This is a genomic window from Pseudomonas sp. MSSRFD41, assembly GCF_014230245.1.
GTDB lineage: Bacteria > Pseudomonadota > Gammaproteobacteria > Pseudomonadales > Pseudomonadaceae > Aquipseudomonas > Aquipseudomonas piscis.
In genome coordinates this window covers 521,923-537,091 of sequence record NZ_JACKZK010000002.1, presented here as the reverse complement: position 1 = coordinate 537,091, position 15,169 = coordinate 521,923, and the positions used below count along the sequence as shown (strand labels likewise).

15 protein-coding genes are annotated in these 15,169 nt (G+C 65.8%); 7 read left to right on the top strand and 8 right to left on the bottom strand.

Features of this window, described 5'->3' with window-relative positions:
• Positions 1-9: 9 nt before the first annotated feature.
• From antC to H7A76_RS06045, 3 genes are all read left to right on the top strand, one after another.
• A complete protein-coding gene (gene antC / locus H7A76_RS06055) occupies positions 10-1,032 on the top strand; it encodes an anthranilate 1,2-dioxygenase electron transfer component AntC (RefSeq protein WP_185697654.1) in 1,023 nt (340 codons plus the stop codon).
• Positions 1,033-1,252: 220 nt separating this feature from the next.
• Positions 1,253-2,653, top strand: coding sequence for an amino acid permease (locus H7A76_RS06050; RefSeq protein WP_185697653.1), 1,401 nt, complete (start codon positions 1,253-1,255; stop codon positions 2,651-2,653).
• A 200-nt stretch (positions 2,654-2,853) separates the two neighbouring features.
• Positions 2,854-4,062 (top strand): benzoate/H(+) symporter BenE family transporter, encoded by a 1,209-nt coding sequence (locus H7A76_RS06045; RefSeq protein WP_185697652.1) that lies wholly within the window; start codon positions 2,854-2,856, stop codon positions 4,060-4,062.
• Between the two features lie 6 nt (positions 4,063-4,068).
• On the opposite strand, the gene H7A76_RS06040 is transcribed toward H7A76_RS06045, so the two are convergent.
• The 3 genes from H7A76_RS06040 to kynB all read right to left on the bottom strand — a co-directional run bounded on the left by H7A76_RS06040 (position 4,069) and on the right by kynB (position 7,274).
• The gene (locus tag H7A76_RS06040; RefSeq protein ID WP_185697651.1) at positions 4,069-5,568 is read right to left on the bottom strand and encodes a PLP-dependent aminotransferase family protein; all 1,500 of its coding nucleotides are present in this window, start codon (positions 5,566-5,568) and stop codon (positions 4,069-4,071) included.
• Between the two features lie 122 nt (positions 5,569-5,690).
• Positions 5,691-6,542: a tryptophan 2,3-dioxygenase gene (kynA, locus tag H7A76_RS06035; protein WP_185697650.1), complete on the bottom strand. Its 852-nt coding sequence runs from the start codon at positions 6,540-6,542 to the stop codon at positions 5,691-5,693.
• A gap of 90 nt (positions 6,543-6,632) precedes the next feature.
• Entirely contained in the window at positions 6,633-7,274 is a 642-nt protein-coding gene (kynB, locus tag H7A76_RS06030; RefSeq protein ID WP_185697649.1) for an arylformamidase, read from the bottom strand.
• A 263-nt stretch (positions 7,275-7,537) separates the two neighbouring features.
• Between kynB and H7A76_RS06025 the strand changes: the two genes are divergently transcribed.
• The 3 genes from H7A76_RS06025 to H7A76_RS06015 all read left to right on the top strand — a co-directional run bounded on the left by H7A76_RS06025 (position 7,538) and on the right by H7A76_RS06015 (position 9,006).
• Positions 7,538-7,882, top strand: coding sequence for a cupin domain-containing protein (locus H7A76_RS06025; RefSeq protein WP_085598879.1), 345 nt, complete (start codon positions 7,538-7,540; stop codon positions 7,880-7,882).
• Between the two features lie 123 nt (positions 7,883-8,005).
• A complete protein-coding gene (locus H7A76_RS06020; RefSeq protein WP_085598877.1) occupies positions 8,006-8,491 on the top strand; it encodes an antitoxin Xre/MbcA/ParS toxin-binding domain-containing protein in 486 nt (161 codons plus the stop codon).
• Positions 8,488-9,006 (top strand): RES domain-containing protein, encoded by a 519-nt coding sequence (locus tag H7A76_RS06015; protein WP_185697648.1) that lies wholly within the window; start codon positions 8,488-8,490, stop codon positions 9,004-9,006. Before H7A76_RS06020 ends, H7A76_RS06015 begins: the two co-directional genes overlap by 4 nt.
• A gap of 117 nt (positions 9,007-9,123) precedes the next feature.
• Here the strand turns inward: H7A76_RS06015 and mmsB are convergent, their stop codons facing one another.
• Complete coding sequence (mmsB, locus tag H7A76_RS06010; protein ID WP_185697647.1) at positions 9,124-10,011, bottom strand: 3-hydroxyisobutyrate dehydrogenase; 888 nt, start codon at positions 10,009-10,011, stop codon at positions 9,124-9,126.
• Positions 10,012-10,021: 10 nt separating this feature from the next.
• Positions 10,022-11,548 (bottom strand): CoA-acylating methylmalonate-semialdehyde dehydrogenase, encoded by a 1,527-nt coding sequence (locus tag H7A76_RS06005; RefSeq protein ID WP_022642130.1) that lies wholly within the window; start codon positions 11,546-11,548, stop codon positions 10,022-10,024.
• Between the two features lie 147 nt (positions 11,549-11,695).
• Between H7A76_RS06005 and H7A76_RS06000 the strand changes: the two genes are divergently transcribed.
• Positions 11,696-12,646: a LysR family transcriptional regulator gene (locus tag H7A76_RS06000; RefSeq protein ID WP_185697646.1), complete on the top strand. Its 951-nt coding sequence runs from the start codon at positions 11,696-11,698 to the stop codon at positions 12,644-12,646.
• A gap of 72 nt (positions 12,647-12,718) precedes the next feature.
• On the opposite strand, the gene H7A76_RS05995 is transcribed toward H7A76_RS06000, so the two are convergent.
• From H7A76_RS05995 to H7A76_RS05985, 3 genes are read right to left on the bottom strand one after another with little or no spacing between them, the layout of a single operon-like run.
• Positions 12,719-13,210, bottom strand: a complete 492-nt coding sequence (locus H7A76_RS05995; protein WP_409302968.1) for an OmpA family protein — start codon at positions 13,208-13,210, stop codon at positions 12,719-12,721.
• Positions 13,211-13,227: 17 nt separating this feature from the next.
• The gene (locus H7A76_RS05990) at positions 13,228-14,493 is read right to left on the bottom strand and encodes a diguanylate cyclase domain-containing protein (protein ID WP_185697644.1); all 1,266 of its coding nucleotides are present in this window, start codon (positions 14,491-14,493) and stop codon (positions 13,228-13,230) included.
• Positions 14,490-15,071, bottom strand: coding sequence for a YfiR family protein (locus H7A76_RS05985; RefSeq protein WP_185697643.1), 582 nt, complete (start codon positions 15,069-15,071; stop codon positions 14,490-14,492). Before H7A76_RS05985 ends, H7A76_RS05990 begins: the two co-directional genes overlap by 4 nt.
• Between the last annotated feature and the right edge of the window lie 98 nt (positions 15,072-15,169).

Here is a 15,169-nt window from a genome sequence, read left to right as displayed (position 1 = left end):
ATATTCCCCATGACGCACAAGGTCGCGTTCAGCTTCGCCGACGGCAAGACCCTGTTCTTCCCGGTGCACGCCAATGAAATATTGCTCGACGCCGCCCTGCGCAACGGCATCAAGATCCCCCTGGATTGCCGCGAGGGGGTGTGCGGCACCTGCCAGGGCCGTTGCGAGTCGGGCCAGTACAGCCAGGACTACGTGGACGAGGAGGCGCTGTCGGCCCAGGACCTGGCACAACGCAAGATGCTCAGTTGCCAGACCCGGGTGCAGTCCGACGCGGCGTTCTACTTCGACTTCGATTCCAGCCTGTGCCACGCCGCCGAGCCGGTGCGCTACCACGCCTCGGTCCAGGAGGTGCGCCAGGTTTCGGACAGCACGGCCATCCTGCGCCTGGACCTGGGCGCCAACCCGGTCCCGCTGGACTTCCTGCCCGGCCAGTACGCCCGCCTGGGTATCCCCGGCACCGGCACCAGCCGCGCCTATTCCTTCGCCAACCGCCCGGCGGCGGGCCAGCCGTTGCAGTTCCTGATCCGCCTACTGCCCGACGGGGCGATGAGCAACTACATCCGCGAACGTTGCCAGGTGGGCGACAGCCTGGAACTGGAAGCGCCGCTGGGCGCCTTCTACCTGCGCCAGGTCAGCCGCCCGCTGCTGCTGGTGGCCGGCGGCACGGGGCTGTCGGCGTTGCTGGCGATGCTCGAGCAGATCGTCGAGCAAGGCTGCCAGCAACCGGTGCACCTGTACTACGGAGTGCGCCACAGCGCCGACCTGTGCGAGCTGGAGCGCATCCAGGCCTACGGCGAGCGCCTGCCCGGGTTTCGCTTCACCCCGGTGATCAGCGATGCCGATCCGGCCTGGACCGGCAAGCGCGGCTACATCAGCGAACATTTCGACACCCAGGAGCTGCGCACCAGCGAGGCCGACATGTACGTCTGCGGGCCACCGCCGATGGTCGATTCGATCCGCGCCTGGCAGCAGCAACAGGGCCTGGAGCACGTCCAGCTGTATTACGAGCGCTTCACCGACAGCACCAACTGACTCCACCGGCGATCGCCCAACGCCCTGCCAGGACACCGGACACCGCCCCGACCACAGGTCGGCCCAGCGGCAGATGGCAGCAAGAACAGGGACTTGGGCATGTTCGGCTTTACTACGGGAGCTTGACGCGGAGTAATATCTGATCCCGTCGACATAAGACGCGACCGTTGCCTGCATCCGGGTAGCGGTCCTGATAACAACTAGAAGAGAGCGCAAGTTAGTGGATCAGACCTTGAAGCAGGGTGAACTCAAGCGTGGCTTGAAGAACCGCCATATTCAGCTGATCGCCCTGGGCGGGGCGATCGGCACCGGACTCTTCCTCGGCTCGGCCGGGGTCCTGAAGTCCGCCGGACCCTCGATGATCCTGGGTTATGCGATTGCCGGATTCATTGCCTTCCTGATCATGCGCCAATTGGGCGAGATGATCGTCGAGGAGCCGGTGGCCGGCTCCTTCAGCCATTTCGCCCACAAATACTGGGGCGGCTACTTCGGTTTCCTTTCCGGCTGGAACTACTGGGTGCTGTACGTGCTGGTGGGCATGGCCGAGCTCACGGCGGTGGGCAAGTACATCCAGTTCTGGTGGCCGGAAATCCCCACCTGGGTCAGCGCGGCGGTGTTCTTCGTGCTGGTCAACCTGATCAACATGATGAACGTGAAGTTCTACGGCGAGGCCGAGTTCTGGTTCGCCATCATCAAGGTGGCGGCCATCGTCGGCATGATCGTGCTGGGTTGCTACATGCTGTTCAGCGGTAGCGGCGGCGCCCAGGCCTCGGTGAGCAACCTGTGGTCCCATGGCGGTTTCTTCCCCAACGGCGGCACCGGCCTGCTCATGGCCATGGCCTTCATCATGTTCTCCTTCGGTGGCCTGGAACTGGTGGGCATCACCGCCGCCGAAGCCGCCGAGCCACGCAAAGTGATTCCCAAGGCCATCAACCAGGTGGTCTACCGGGTGCTGATCTTCTACGTCGGCGCCCTGGCGGTGCTCTTGTCGCTGTACCCGTGGGACGAGTTGCTGGTGAGCCTCAACACCGGCGGCGACTCCTACAGCAGCAGCCCCTTCGTGAAGATCTTCGCCCTGATCGGCAGCGACGCTGCGGCGCAGGTCTTGAACTTCGTGGTCCTGACCGCGGCGCTCTCGGTGTACAACAGCGGCGTGTACTGCAACAGCCGCATGCTCTACGGCCTGGCCGAACAGGGCGATGCCCCGCGCGCGCTGATGAAGCTCAACAAGCAGGGCGTACCGGTGCTGGCCCTGGGCATCTCGGCGCTGATCACCCTGCTCTGCGTGCTGGTCAACTACCTGGCTCCGCACGAGGCGCTGGAGCTGCTGTTCGCCCTGGTGGTGGCCGCCCTGATGATCAACTGGGCGCTGATCAGCCTGACCCACCTGCGCTTTCGCAAGGCCATGGCCGAGCAAGGCGTGGTGCCTTCGTTCAAGGCCTTCTGGTCGCCACTGAGCAATTACCTGTGCCTGGCCTTCATGGTCATGATCATCGGCGTGATGCTGATGATCCCGCCGATCCGCGCCTCGGTGTACGCGATCCCGGTGTGGATCGCGCTGATCTGGGTGTTCTACCGCCTGAGCCAGGCGAAGAAAGCCAGCCAACCGGCCCTGCGCTGAGCCATCAGGGGCCGCGTGCAGGCCCCTGTGCAAAGCCAAGCCCGGCCTTGCTCCAAGGCCGGGCTTTTTTTGCCCACGGACAAAGTGGTCTGCCACCATCGGCATAAGCGGCCTGAACCTCCAGGCCACGCACTCTCTAGAATCGGCCCTCTTCCCGGCGATATCGGCCCGGGAACCGGTTCCTGGATGGAGAGTGGCATATGAGCAGAACGACCGCGGGCCTGAGGCCGAGCGATTTCTTTTCCCCCACGGTGGCGGCGCTGATCTCGGTGCTGGTGAACTATGGCGGGACCTTCGTCCTGGTGCTCCAGGCCGCTGAACTGGCCCGCCTGACGCCGGCCCAGACCGCCTCCTGGGTCTGGGCGGTGTCTGTGGGCGTGGGCGTCACCGGACTCTGGCTGAGCCTGCGCCACCGGGCTCCGATCATCACCGCCTGGTCGACACCCGGGGCGGCGTTCCTGGGCACGGTACTGCCTGGCACGCCCTACGCCGAAGCGATCGGCGCCTACATGGTCTCGGCCCTGGGCTTCATGCTCCTGGGCCTGTCCGGGGCCTTCGACAAGCTGGTGCGGCTGATTCCCCAGGGGATCGCCGCAGGTTTGTTGGCCGGCATCCTGCTGCAGTTCGGGATCAATGCCTTTGGCGGCGCCAGCAGCGATCCCTGGCTGGTGATCGTGCTGCTGGTGTCCTATGCACTGCTGCGGCGCTTCACCTCGCGGTTCGCCGTGGTGGGTATCCTGCTCATCGGCCTGGGCCTGTTGGTGGCCCAGCAGCGGATCGACTTCGGCGCCTTGCAGCCGAGCCTGGCGACACCGCTGTTCACCGCTCCGCAATTCTCCGTCCAGGCCCTGCTCGGGGTGGCGCTGCCACTGTTCGTCATCACCCTCACCGGCCAGTACATGCCGGGCATGCTGGTGCTGCGCAACGATGGCTTCGCCACCAGCGCCAACCCGCTGCTCTGGCTCACCGGGCTGGGCTCGCTGCTGATGGCGCCGTTCGGTGCCCATGCCGTCAACGTGGCGGCGATCACCGCCGCCATCTGCACCGGCAAGGATGCCCACCCGGACCCGGGCAAGCGCTACCTCGCCGGCATCGCCTGCGGGCTGCTGTACGTCCTGGTGGGGACCTTCGGCGTGACCCTGGCCAGCCTGTTCCTGGTGCTGCCCAAGACGTTCATCGGCACCCTGGCGGGCCTGGCGCTGCTGGGCGCCATCGGCGGCAGCCTGGGCAACGCCATGGCCGATGCCAGGACCCGGGAAACCGCGCTGATCACCTTCCTCGCCACGGCGGCCAATGTCACCTTGCTGGGCATCGGCGGAGCATTCTGGGGGCTGCTGGCCGGCTTGGCCGCCCACCTGCTGATCCATGGCCGGTATTGCCGCTTCAGCGCCAGCAACGCGCGCTCCTGAGGCTGGCTAAGGGGTTCGCAGGACCTGGCCCAGGCGCGCCATGGCGGCATCGATTTCGTGGGCGCTCAAGGACGCATAACCCAGCAGCCAGCCTTGCTCCTGGTGTTCGCCGGCATACAGCCGGCTGAGCCCGGGCAGTTGCAGGCCGATGGCGGCCGCCCGGCGCTGGGTCTCGTGCTCGGTCCAGCCGGGCTCCAGCAGGCAGGGGATCTGCAAGCCGCCTGGCGGCGGCATGGCCCGGGCAATGCCCGCCAGATGGCGCTCGATGGCCTCGAGCATGGCCTGCCGGCGGCCGGCGTAGAGCTTGCGCATGGCCCGCACGTGAGCGTTGTAGTGCCCCTCCTCCATGAACCGCGCCAGGGTCAGCTGGAGGATCTGCGGCGTGTGGCCGTCCATGATGCTGCGGGCCGCGCTGAAGGGTGCCACCAACTCCTCGGGCAGGACCATGTAGCCCATGCGCAGGCCGGGGTACAGGGTCTTGCTGAAGGTGCCGATGTACAGCGTCCGCTGGTAGGGGTCCAGGCCCTGGACGCAGGCGGTGGGCAAGCCGTCGTAGTGGAACTCGCTGTCGTAGTCGTCCTCGATGATCCAGCGCTGATGCTCGGCGGCCCAGCGGGTCAATTCCAGCCGGCGCTCCAGGGCCAGGGTGGCGCCACTGGGGTACTGGTGCGATGGCGTCACATAGACGCACGGGGCGCCGCTGCGGTCGGCCCGCAGCAAATCGGTGCGCAGGCCCTGGTCGTCGACATCGATGGGCACGATCCGCGCCTCGGCGGCTTCGAAGGCCTTGCGGGCGCCGAAGTAGCCGGGGTTCTCCATCAGGATCGGCTTGCCCGCATCCACTAGCAGCTGGGCACACAGAAACAGCGCCTGGCGGGTACTGCTCAACACCAGGATCTGGCCCGGCGCAACCTTGGCCCCGCGCTCCAGGTTGAGGTAGGCGGCGATGGCCTTGCGCAGCGGCTCGGCGCCTTGCGGATCGCCATGCAGCAGCACCGTCGCGCGGGACTCCTTGAGCACCTGGCGCTGCAGGCGCTCCCAGGCCGCCAGCGGAAAGCTGCGGGTTTCCGGCAGGCCCGTGGCAAAGGCACGGACCACTTGCTGGTCACTGACCCCACCGCGCTCGAACAGCACCCGCCCCCGGCGGCTCAGGCCCGAACCCGGCTCCCGGGCGCTGGCCGGCTGCTCCTGCCAGCGCAGGCGTCGACGCGCCGCGCCGCGCAGCTGGGCACCGATGGTCTGGCTGACATAGCTGCCGGAACCTTCGCGGCGGACGATGAAGCCATCGCGCTGCAACTGCACATAGGCGTTCTCCACGGTATCGCGCGACACCCCCAGGGACTTGGCCAGGACCCGGGTCGCCGGCAGCTTCAAACCCGGGTCGAGGGCGCCATCGAGGATCAGCCCGCACAGGGCGCGCTGGATGCGCTGATGCAGGTCCAACGCCTGGAACTCCGGGTCGTTGAGCCGCATGTTCAGGGTCTCGAGTTCGAATATCTGGGCCATGTGGTCTGCCTGGGCAAGTGAAAGTCCGCCTGAAGGGCGACCACTTTAACCCCGGGAACCTGGCCGGTCACCTGCTGGCCGGTCGATGAAAAACGCCCCGGCTGGCGGGGCGTTGGCCTGGATCATTGCGGTGAACGTACGCGCCACAACTCGGGGAACAGCACGGTATCGAGCATCTTTCGCAGGTAGCCCACGCCTTCGGTGCCGCCGGTGCCGGGCTGGAAGCCGATGATCCGTTCCACGGTGGTCACATGGCGGAAGCGCCACTGGCGGAAGGAGTCTTCGAGGTCGATGAACTTTTCCGCCAGCTGGTACAGGTCCCAGTACTTCGCAGGCGCGGCGTACACCTGGCGCCAGGCCGCCTCCACCGACGGATCATGCTGGGTGGTGCTGGTGCTGTTCAGCGCCAGGCGCTGCGAATCGATGGCCAGGCCGCTGCGGGCCATCAGGGCGATCGCCTCGTCGTACAGCGATGGCGTGGCGATGGACTCCTGCAGCGCCTGCAACAGTTCCGGGCGGTGGGCATGGGGGCGCAACAGGGCCGCGCTCTTGTTGCCGAGGATGAATTCGATCTCGCGGTACTGGAACGACTGGAAGCCCGAGGACTGGCCCAGGTACGGGCGAATGGACTTGTATTCCGAAGGGGTCATGGTGGCCAGCACCGCCCAGGCATGCACCAGCTGGTCGAAGATCCGCGAGACCCGCGCCAGCATCTTGAACGCCGGCGCCAGCTGGCTCTGGCGCACCTGCTCGCGGGCGGCCTTGAGTTCGTGGAGCATCAGCTTCATCCACAGCTCGGAGGTCTGGTGCTGGATGATGAACAGCATTTCGTTGTGGTCCGGCGACAAGGGGTGCTGGGCGCTGAGGATGCGCCCCAGGTCCAGGTAGTCGCCGTAGCTCATGGAGTCGGAGAAATTCAGCTGGGCGTTATGCCATTCATCCGGCGGGTTGCTTGAAAAGGGACATTGGCTCATCGCGTGGGCTCCTCGCCTCGGTCGGCTGGGTCCGGCACCTTGCCTGGGCAAGGGTGCGCGAGTGGCCCGCCGTGTTAGTTATTGTAGGAATCAATCGGCCAACGGGCGCAGGATCGCCCGCACCGGACTGGCGTCCAGGTGGGCGAAGCGCAGTGGCAGGGCAATCAGTTCGTAGTCGCCTTCGGGCACCTGGTCGAGCACCACCCCTTCGAGGATGGCCATGCCATGCCGGGCCACGGCATTGTGGGCGTCCATGGTCTTGGACTGTTGCGGGTCCAGGGAGGGCGTGTCGATGCCCACCAGGCGTACGCCGAGGCTGGCCAGCAAGTCGATGGTGGCCTGGGCGACGGCGGTGAAGTCAGGATCCCAGGCGCTCAGCGGAGCCTCACGATAGGTCCGCAGCAGCACTCGCCGGGGCAGGTTGTCCAGGCGCCCGAGCAAGTCCTCGGGTTGTACCAGCGGGCCGCTGCCCAGGCAGTGCAGGACCCGACACGGGCCCATGTACACATCCAGCGGTACTTCGCCGATGGGCAAGCCGTCAGGGCGGTAATGCAACGGAGCATCGACATGGGCGCCGGTGTGGGGGGACAGGGTGATACGCCCGACATTCACCGGGCATTCGGGCCCGAACTGCCAGACGCGCTCCTCCTGGAATGGGGTATCCCCCGGCCAGGTCGGGGTCGCGGTGCTCAAGGGTGGGCTGATATCCCACCAGCGGGGAGTGTTTTCCATGGGTGCGGCTCATCGGTCGGTCCGGACTGAATGATACGAGCGAAGCCGGTAAAGATTCTTGCGAAATAACGCGGGCAACCCTGGATGTTTCGCAAAATCTGCCAATAAAGCTTGGTTTGGCGGATGAATCTTTCAAGCCTGCACGCAGCTCCACGCTTGCGGCGCAGCGTTTCTGGATAGCTGGGTGTCGAGTCCAGGCATCCCCCCTGGCGCCTTGAGCTATAGGGTGCGCTTTCCAGTTCGCGGCCTGCCAGGAGCACAGCATGTCCAAGCCCATCACCGTTCTGCGCGACACCCATCCACTGCCAGTCCTCGACGCCTGCAAATGGGAAAAACTCGAAGGCGATCCCCATACCGTCAACCTCAACGCCTACACCAGCGAGGATGGCAGCAAGATCATGGGCACCTGGATCTGCACCCCGGGCAAGTGGCGGGTGGCCTACGAGAAGTGGGAGTACTGCCACTTCCAGGAGGGCTACTGCGTGATCACCCCGGATGGCCAGGAGCCGATCCACCTGCGAGCCGGCGACATCTTCGTGGTCGAGCCCGGCATGCGCGGCACCTGGGAAGTGGTGCAGACCGTGCGCAAGTATTTCGTGTTCGCCTGAGTCCTGCCGTACGAGGCGAGGCCGCGTCCGGCCGGTCCACCCGGCCTGGCGACGCCCGGTTCGGCGCAATTTGCCAAATGTCGTTATAATCCCTGCCAAATGGCAAAGGCAGGAGTCACGCCCATGGTTGCAATGACCGGTAGCGACATCGCCGTGAAACGACGCGGCAAACCCGTATTGAAGGATCGGACCTCGCAGATCCTGCTCGGTGGCCGGGCGCGCTTCGACGACCGTATCTCCATCTATCGCCTGACCGAGGAAGGCATTCCGCTGGCGGCAATCGTCAAGTTCGTCTCTTCGGTGCCCATGCTCAAGGACGAACAGGTCCTGGCCAAGATCATCGGCCTGTCCGAGCGCACCCTGCACCGGCGCCTGAAGACCCCCGACGAACCGCTGAACCCGGAGCAGAGTGCCCGGGCGGTGCGCTTCGCCCAGGTCCTGTCCAAGGCCCAGGAGATCTTCGGCAGCAGCGAACAGGCCCAGGAGTGGATGGCCAAGCCGGTGATGGCCCTGGACGGCCACAAGCCGGTGGACCTGCTGACCAACCCCATCGGCTTCGAGCTGGTGGATGAGTTCCTCACCCGCCTGGAATACGGGGTCTATCAGTGATCAGCGTCCCCGGCGGCAGTGCCGTGCACTTCTGGCGCCTGGACGCCGCGCAGCACGCCGACAGCTGGGACAGCGGCATCGGCGCCGAGTTGTGTGGCGGGCGCTGGAACTCCAAGGGGGTCAAGGCCGTGTACGGCAGCGCCGACCCTGCCACGGCGATCCTCGAGGTGGCCGTGCACAAGGGCTTTGCCGCGCTCGACCAGGTGCCCCATGTGCTGACCGGGGCACTGATCCACGACCCGTCGACCATCTACCGCCTGGACGAAGGCAGCGTGCCCAATCCCAACTGGCTGGTGCCGGGCATTCCCAGCGCCGGCCAGCAGCAATTCGCCGACCAGTTGTTGGCCGAGCATCCCTTCGTGCTGGTGCCTTCCTCGGTTTCGCGCCACAGCTGGAACATCCTGATCAACCCGCTGTTGGCCAAGGGGTTGTACCAGGTAGTGATCCAGGAGCGCTTCGGCCTCGATACCCGCCTCAATCCGCCAGCGCGCACTCCGGCTGGCCGGCCCAACTGAGCGGGCAAAAAAAACGGGAAGCCGCCCGACGCGGATTCCCGGAAACGCCCCCATTCGGAGGGCTGCGATCATGAGACGGTATTCGTGGCGAGGGCTTGGCCCCCGCCACGCAGAGGGTCACTGCGGCTTGCGATAGCTGTTGACGATGGCCGAGAAGTCCTTGCCACCTTCCCCACGCTGGCTCATGGCCTGGTACAGCTGCTGGGCCACCGCGCCCAGCACCACCGGCTGGTGGGCCTGGCGGGCGGCCTCGGTGGCCAGCCCCAGGTCCTTGAGCATCAGTTCGGCGCCAAAACCACCGGTGTAGCCGCGCGCTGCGGGCGCGGTCTCGATCACTCCCGGCCACGGGTTGTAGGTGTCGGAGCTCCAGCAACGCCCGGTGGAGCTGTTGATGATCCCGGCCAGCACCTTGGTGTCGATACCCAGGGCATCACCCAGGGCCATGGCTTCGCTGACGCCGATCATCGAGATGCCCAGCAGCAGGTTGTTGCAGATCTTGGCGATCTGCCCGGTGCCCACCTCGCCACAGTGCACGATATTGCGGCCCATCTGCGCCAGTACCGGCTGCAGGGTGGCGAACAGCTCGACGCTGGCCCCGACCATGAAGGTCAGGGTGCCGGCCTGGGCGCCGCCAGTACCGCCGGACACCGGGGCGTCGGCCATGGCCACGCCCTGCTTGGCCGCGGCATTGGCCACTTCGCGGGCGGTCTGCGGGTCGATGGTGCTGCAGTCCACCGCCGGCACGCCACGGGCGATGCCCGCCAGCACGCCATCCTCGCCCAGCCAGACGCTACGCACATGGGCGGCGGCCGGCAGCATGGTGATCACCAGTTCGGCGCCTTCGGCAGCGGCCTTGGGCGAGGTGCTGATGCGCCCGCCCAGTTGCGCCAGCTCGGCCAGCACGCTCTGGTTGAGATCGAACAGGTTCAGCTGGTGGCCGGCCTTGATCAGGTTGCGGGCCATGGGCGCGCCCATGTTGCCCAGGCCGATGAATGCGATGTTCATGTCAGGCTCCTCAACGCAGGCTGATGGTGGTGTTCACACCGTCGTTGACGCTGTCATCGTCGAACCAGCGGCTGGTGACGGTCTTGGTCTGAGTGTAGAACTGCACCACTTGCTTGCCGTACGGACCCAGGTCGCCGAGCTTGGAACCGCGCGAACCGGTGAAGCTGAAGAACGGTACCGGCACCGGGATCGGGATGTTGATCCCCACCTGGCCAACGTCGATTTCGCTCTGGAACTTGCGTGCCGCCGCACCGCTCTGGGTGAACAGGCCGGTGCCGTTGCCGAAGGGGTTGGCGTTGACCAGGGCGATGGCCTGGTCGAGGGTGTCGACTTCCAGCACCACCAGCACCGGGCCGAAGATTTCCTGGGTGTAGATCTGCATGTCGGTGGTCACCCCGGAGAACAGGGTCGGGCCGACGAAGTTGCCTTGCTCGTAGCCTGGGACCTTGACGTCACGGCCGTCCAGCTCGAGCTTGGCGCCTTCCTTGATACCGCTTTCGATCAGGCCCAGCACGCGCTCCTTGGCCCGCTTGGAGATCACCGGGCCGACATCGGTGCCCGGCTCGCAACCGGCGTTGACCTTGAGCTTGCTCGCGGCTTCCTTGATGTCCGGCAGCCATTCGCGAGCCTTGCCCACCAGCACCGCCACCGAGGTGGCCATGCACCGTTGGCCGGCCGCACCGAAGGCCGCACCGGCCAGGGCGTTGACGGTCTGGGTACGGTTGGCGTCAGGCAGCACCACGGCGTGGTTCTTGGCGCCCATCATCGATTGCACGCGCTTGCCATGCTTGCCCGCCAGGTCATAGACATGGGTGCCGACGGCAGTGGAGCCGACGAAGGACACGGCCTTGATGTCGGCGTGGGTGCACAGGGCATCCACCACTTCCTTGCCGCCATGGACCACGTTGAGCACGCCGGCCGGGACTCCCGCCTCCACCGCCAGCTCCACCAGCAACATGGTGGACAGTGGGTCTTGCTCGGAAGGCTTGAGGACGAAGGTGTTGCCGCAGGCGATGGCCATCGGGAACATCCACAGCGGGATCATCGCCGGGAAGTTGAACGGGGTGATGCCGGCGCACACGCCGATAGGCTGGCGCAGGGTGTAGGTATCCACGCCGCCGGCGACGTTCTCGGCGAACTCGCCCATCTGCAAGGTGCCGATGGAGCAGGCATGCTCGACCACTTCCAGGCCGCGGAAAATGTCACCTTCGGCATCGGCGATGGTCTTGCCCTGCTCGGCGCTCAGGACCTGGGCAATGCGCTTGGAGTGCTCGCGAATCAGGGCCTGGAGCTTGAGCATGATGCGCATCCGCGCGCCGATCGGGGTCAGCTTCCAGGTCTGGAAGGCGCGTTGGGCCGCGGCAATCGCGGCGTCGACTTCGGCGGCGGTGGCAAACGGCACCTTGGCCAGCACTTCCTGGGTCGCCGGGTTGACGATGTCATGCCATTCCTGGCTCTGGGACTGGACCCATTGACCGTCGATCAGCAGCTTGACCTGCTGCAGGGTGGTGCCGCCGGACTGGAGGGATGCGTTCATGGGGTCTCCTGACTTCTTGGGTTCTTATGCAGGGAGCCAAGGCATTGCAGGCCTTGAAAAGAGAGGCGTCGCGAGTTGGTGTCGGACTGTTTTTGGAGTATAGATGTGCAAACTTCTAATAAGAACGCACATAAAATCCGGTCCATCATGCAAAAAAACATCACCTCCCTGAGCGGCCTGAACTGGGACGACCTGAAGTTCTTCCTGGAAGTGGCCCGTACCCGCAAGGCCAGCAGCGCGGCCAAGCGCCTGGCGGTGGACTACACCACGGTGTCGCGGCGCATCGGTTCGCTGGAAACCGCCCTGGGTACCCTGCTGTTCGAGAAGTCCCGTACCAACGGCTTCGTCCTGACCGCCGAGGGCCAGCGCCTACTGGGGTATGCCGAGTCGATCGAAAGCACCCTGCACATGGCCTGCGAGCAGGTCTCGGGTTCCGGCGTGGCCCTGTCCGGGCATGTACGCATGGGCTGCACCGAAGGCTTCGGCACCTTCTTCATCACCCCGCAGTTGAGCCACTTCCTCGGCGCCTATCCGGCGATCTCGGTGGATATCCTGCCGCTGCCGCACTTCATCAGCCTGTCCAAGCGCGAAGCCGACATCGTCATCGCCCTGGAGCGCCCGGAGCACGGGCCCTATGTGTGCTGCAAGCTATGCGACTACCGCCTGCAGCTGTACGCCACCCAGGAATACCTCGATCGCCACCCGCCGATCCGCCGCCCCAGCGACCTGGGCGAGCATCAGTTCATCAGCTACGTGGACGACCTGGCCTTCAGCTCCGAGCTGCTGTACCTGGCCAACGTGGTGCCCGGGGCCAGCGCCCACCTGCGCAGCACCAGCGTCATCGCCCAGTACGTGGCGGCGCAGCAGGGCCGCTCGCTGGCGATCCTGCCGTGCTTCCTCGCCGCCCAGGACCCACGCCTGCTGCCGGTGCTGCCCAAGGAAATCAACCTGACCCGGCAGTTCTGGATGTACTGCCGCGAAGACCTGCGCAAGCTCAAGCGCATCACCCTGCTGTGGGACTACATCAGGGAAGTGACCGAGCAGAACCAGCCCCTGTTGATGGGGGACAGCCGGAACATGTCGTTCAGCGCCTCCTAGATGGCCCTCTGGCACACGCGCAGCCTGGAGAAACGGCCGTAGGACTACAGCCGCTGTAGCGTGGATCGCCGATCAGTCGGCGATGACCACGATCGATACCCGGCGATTCTCGGTGCGCCCGGCCGGGGTGCTGTTGGAAGCCACCGGCTCGCTGCTGCCCAAGCCGCGCAACTGGATGTTCTCTTCACGCATGCCGACCTGGGTCAGCACCTTGACCACGCTCTTGGCGCGGCGCAGGGAGAGTTGCACGTTATAGGCTTCCTTGCCCGAGGCATCGGTATGGCCGTCGACCCGCACCTTCTGGATGTCGACGCTGAGCAGGGCCGTGCCGATACGCTGGACGATCGCGGTGCTGGCCGGGTTGAGGCTTTCCACGTCGCTGCCGAACAGGACCTTGCCCGACAGGCCGAAGGCCCAGCCTTCATCCGTCAGTTCGAAGCCCTCCTGTTTCAGTACCGCGATCTGCTTCGGGGTCAGCCCCTTGGGCGGCACGCTCTGGCAACCACTCAGGGCCAGCAGGGCCATGAACACCAGGGTGCTGAAAAGTCGAACCGGACGTTGCATCGATGAAAACAAGGGAATTAGCTCCTGTGTTGAACCTGGACGGGGGACTCCGCCCCCACTGTGTGTTGCCCGCCTCGCGCGCCACGCTTGGCCTGGTACATGGCCGCGTCGGCGGCGTTCAACAGACTGCCCGGAGTGGCGCCATGCTCCGGGTACACGGCGATGCCGATGCTCAGGGACGTCAGGATCGACAGGCTGCCCGGCAACTGGATCGGCACCTCCATGCTGCTGATGATCTTGTCGGCGATGCGCTGGGCATCCTCGACCCGGTGCAGCGGCGTCAGCAATACCGCGAATTCGTCGCCACCCAGGCGCGCCACCAGGTCGTCCTCGCGCAGTTGTGCGCGGATCCGCGTCGCCACCGCCACCAGTACCGCATCGCCGGCGGCATGGCCGAAGTTGTCGTTGATCTCCTTGAACCGGTCGCTGTCCAGGAACAGCACCGCCATGCGCTCGTTGTGCTTGTTGGCACTGCGCAGGGCGCGGATCAGCCGGCCCTCGAAGAACGCCCGGTTGGGCAGGCCGGTGAGGCTGTCATGGCTGGCCTGGTGGGCCAGGGTTTCATTTTCGCTCTGCAGGTGGGTCTGCCAGACCTCCAGCTCATCGAGGAGGGCATTGAAGTCATTGCCCAGGTTGTCCAGCTCGGCGATTTGCGCCGGCGGCACCCGCTGGTCGAAGGCTCGCTCGCGCCGGGCCGCGTGGGCCACGTCCGCCAGGCTGCGCAGGGGACCGGTGATGCCGCGCAATTGCCGGCGCGCCAGGTACAGCGCCGCCCAGGCGCTCAAGGCGATGCACAGCACGATGCCCACCAGGCCGCTGAAGAGAAAGCGCAACAGGTTGCCGCCATGGCCGGTGACGTTGACCGTGCCGATCTCCTGGCCCTGGCGGAAGATCGGCAGGCTGATGGGTTTTTCCAGGAAGGCACTGGCGATGTGCATTTCCAGGTTAGCCAGCAGGCCGCTGTCGGGGCGCTGCCAGCTGGCCAGCAACTGGCCCTGGCTGTCGTACACCTTGGCGTCGGCCACCTCTTCGGTGGAAGCGATCAGGGCCAGGGAATCGGCGGCCGCGCCGCTGTCGTTGAACACTACCGCGGCCTCCACCGTGTAACTGATGGAGCGGGCGATCAGGTGCAGGTTGTGGTCGGCGTACACCCGCAGCGCCAGCACGCCCAGGCAGGTCAGGGACAGGCTGGCCAGGCCGATCGCCAGCAAGGCGACCGCCAGGTGGCCGCGACCTATGACCGACCGCAATGTGGGGCGGGGGTTGGGCTTGAACAGTTTCATGGCGTGGCCGGGCGTCGACGGGACAGTTGCAGCACGCTGGGATGGATTCGCACCCCACTGCGGGCTACGGAGTCCAGGTTGACCTCGAACGACACCTGGCTGTCGCTGACCCGCAGGCAGAACAGGCTGCCCACGGTGCATTGGTCGCCGCCCTCGCTGATGCTCAGGACCGGCTGGCCGGTCAACGAACTGAAGAGCCGGGTGCGTTCCTCGACGGTCAGCTTGCCGACATAGACCGAGTCGCAGTCACTGGCCAGCGTCGGGTTGCTGGCCAGCAGGCGGCGCACCACCACCGCACGCCCGGTCGCCTGGGTGGTGCCCTTGATGAGATCGTCGGTGTATTCGGTGGGACCCACCACGCACAGCCGCAATTGGGCGGGCTCCACCGGCCAACGAGCGTAGCTGAGGATGCCCAGCACCACCTGCGTCACTGCCTTGGCACGCTGCTCGGCCAGGCTGACCGGTGCCGAAGGCTCCGGCTGAGCGATGGCCAACAGGCTGAACAGGCAGAGGAAGGTCGACAGCACGCACTGCCGCCACCCTAAAATGCGCTCTGTCCTCAAGACAGCCACGTCCATGCAGGGAATCTCGTTGATTTTCACGGAAATGATGCCGCAACGATAGCACAGCCCAGGAAAGTGCCGCGATATCGAAGCGCTGCAACGATGCCTGGAAC

Excerpts from the sequence above, each read along its gene's own strand:
- antC (WP_185697654.1), top strand. The coding sequence starts at position 10 with ATGACGCACAAGGTCGCGTTCAGCTTCGCCGACGGCAAGACCCTGTTC.
- H7A76_RS06045 (WP_185697652.1), top strand. The coding sequence starts at position 2,854 with ATGAGCAGAACGACCGCGGGCCTGAGGCCGAGCGATTTCTTTTCCCCC.
- H7A76_RS06040 (WP_185697651.1), bottom strand. The coding sequence starts at position 5,568 with ATGGCCCAGATATTCGAACTCGAGACCCTGAACATGCGGCTCAACGAC.
- kynA (WP_185697650.1), bottom strand. The coding sequence starts at position 6,542 with ATGAGCCAATGTCCCTTTTCAAGCAACCCGCCGGATGAATGGCATAAC.
- kynB (WP_185697649.1), bottom strand. The coding sequence starts at position 7,274 with ATGGAAAACACTCCCCGCTGGTGGGATATCAGCCCACCCTTGAGCACC.
- H7A76_RS06025 (WP_085598879.1), top strand. The coding sequence starts at position 7,538 with ATGTCCAAGCCCATCACCGTTCTGCGCGACACCCATCCACTGCCAGTC.
- H7A76_RS06020 (WP_085598877.1), top strand. The coding sequence starts at position 8,006 with ATGGTTGCAATGACCGGTAGCGACATCGCCGTGAAACGACGCGGCAAA.
- mmsB (WP_185697647.1), bottom strand. The coding sequence starts at position 10,011 with ATGAACATCGCATTCATCGGCCTGGGCAACATGGGCGCGCCCATGGCC.
- H7A76_RS06005 (WP_022642130.1), bottom strand. The coding sequence starts at position 11,548 with ATGAACGCATCCCTCCAGTCCGGCGGCACCACCCTGCAGCAGGTCAAG.
- H7A76_RS06000 (WP_185697646.1), top strand. The coding sequence starts at position 11,696 with ATGCAAAAAAACATCACCTCCCTGAGCGGCCTGAACTGGGACGACCTG.
- H7A76_RS05995 (WP_409302968.1), bottom strand. The coding sequence starts at position 13,210 with ATGCAACGTCCGGTTCGACTTTTCAGCACCCTGGTGTTCATGGCCCTG.
- H7A76_RS05990 (WP_185697644.1), bottom strand. The coding sequence starts at position 14,493 with ATGAAACTGTTCAAGCCCAACCCCCGCCCCACATTGCGGTCGGTCATA.
- H7A76_RS05985 (WP_185697643.1), bottom strand. The coding sequence starts at position 15,071 with ATGGACGTGGCTGTCTTGAGGACAGAGCGCATTTTAGGGTGGCGGCAG.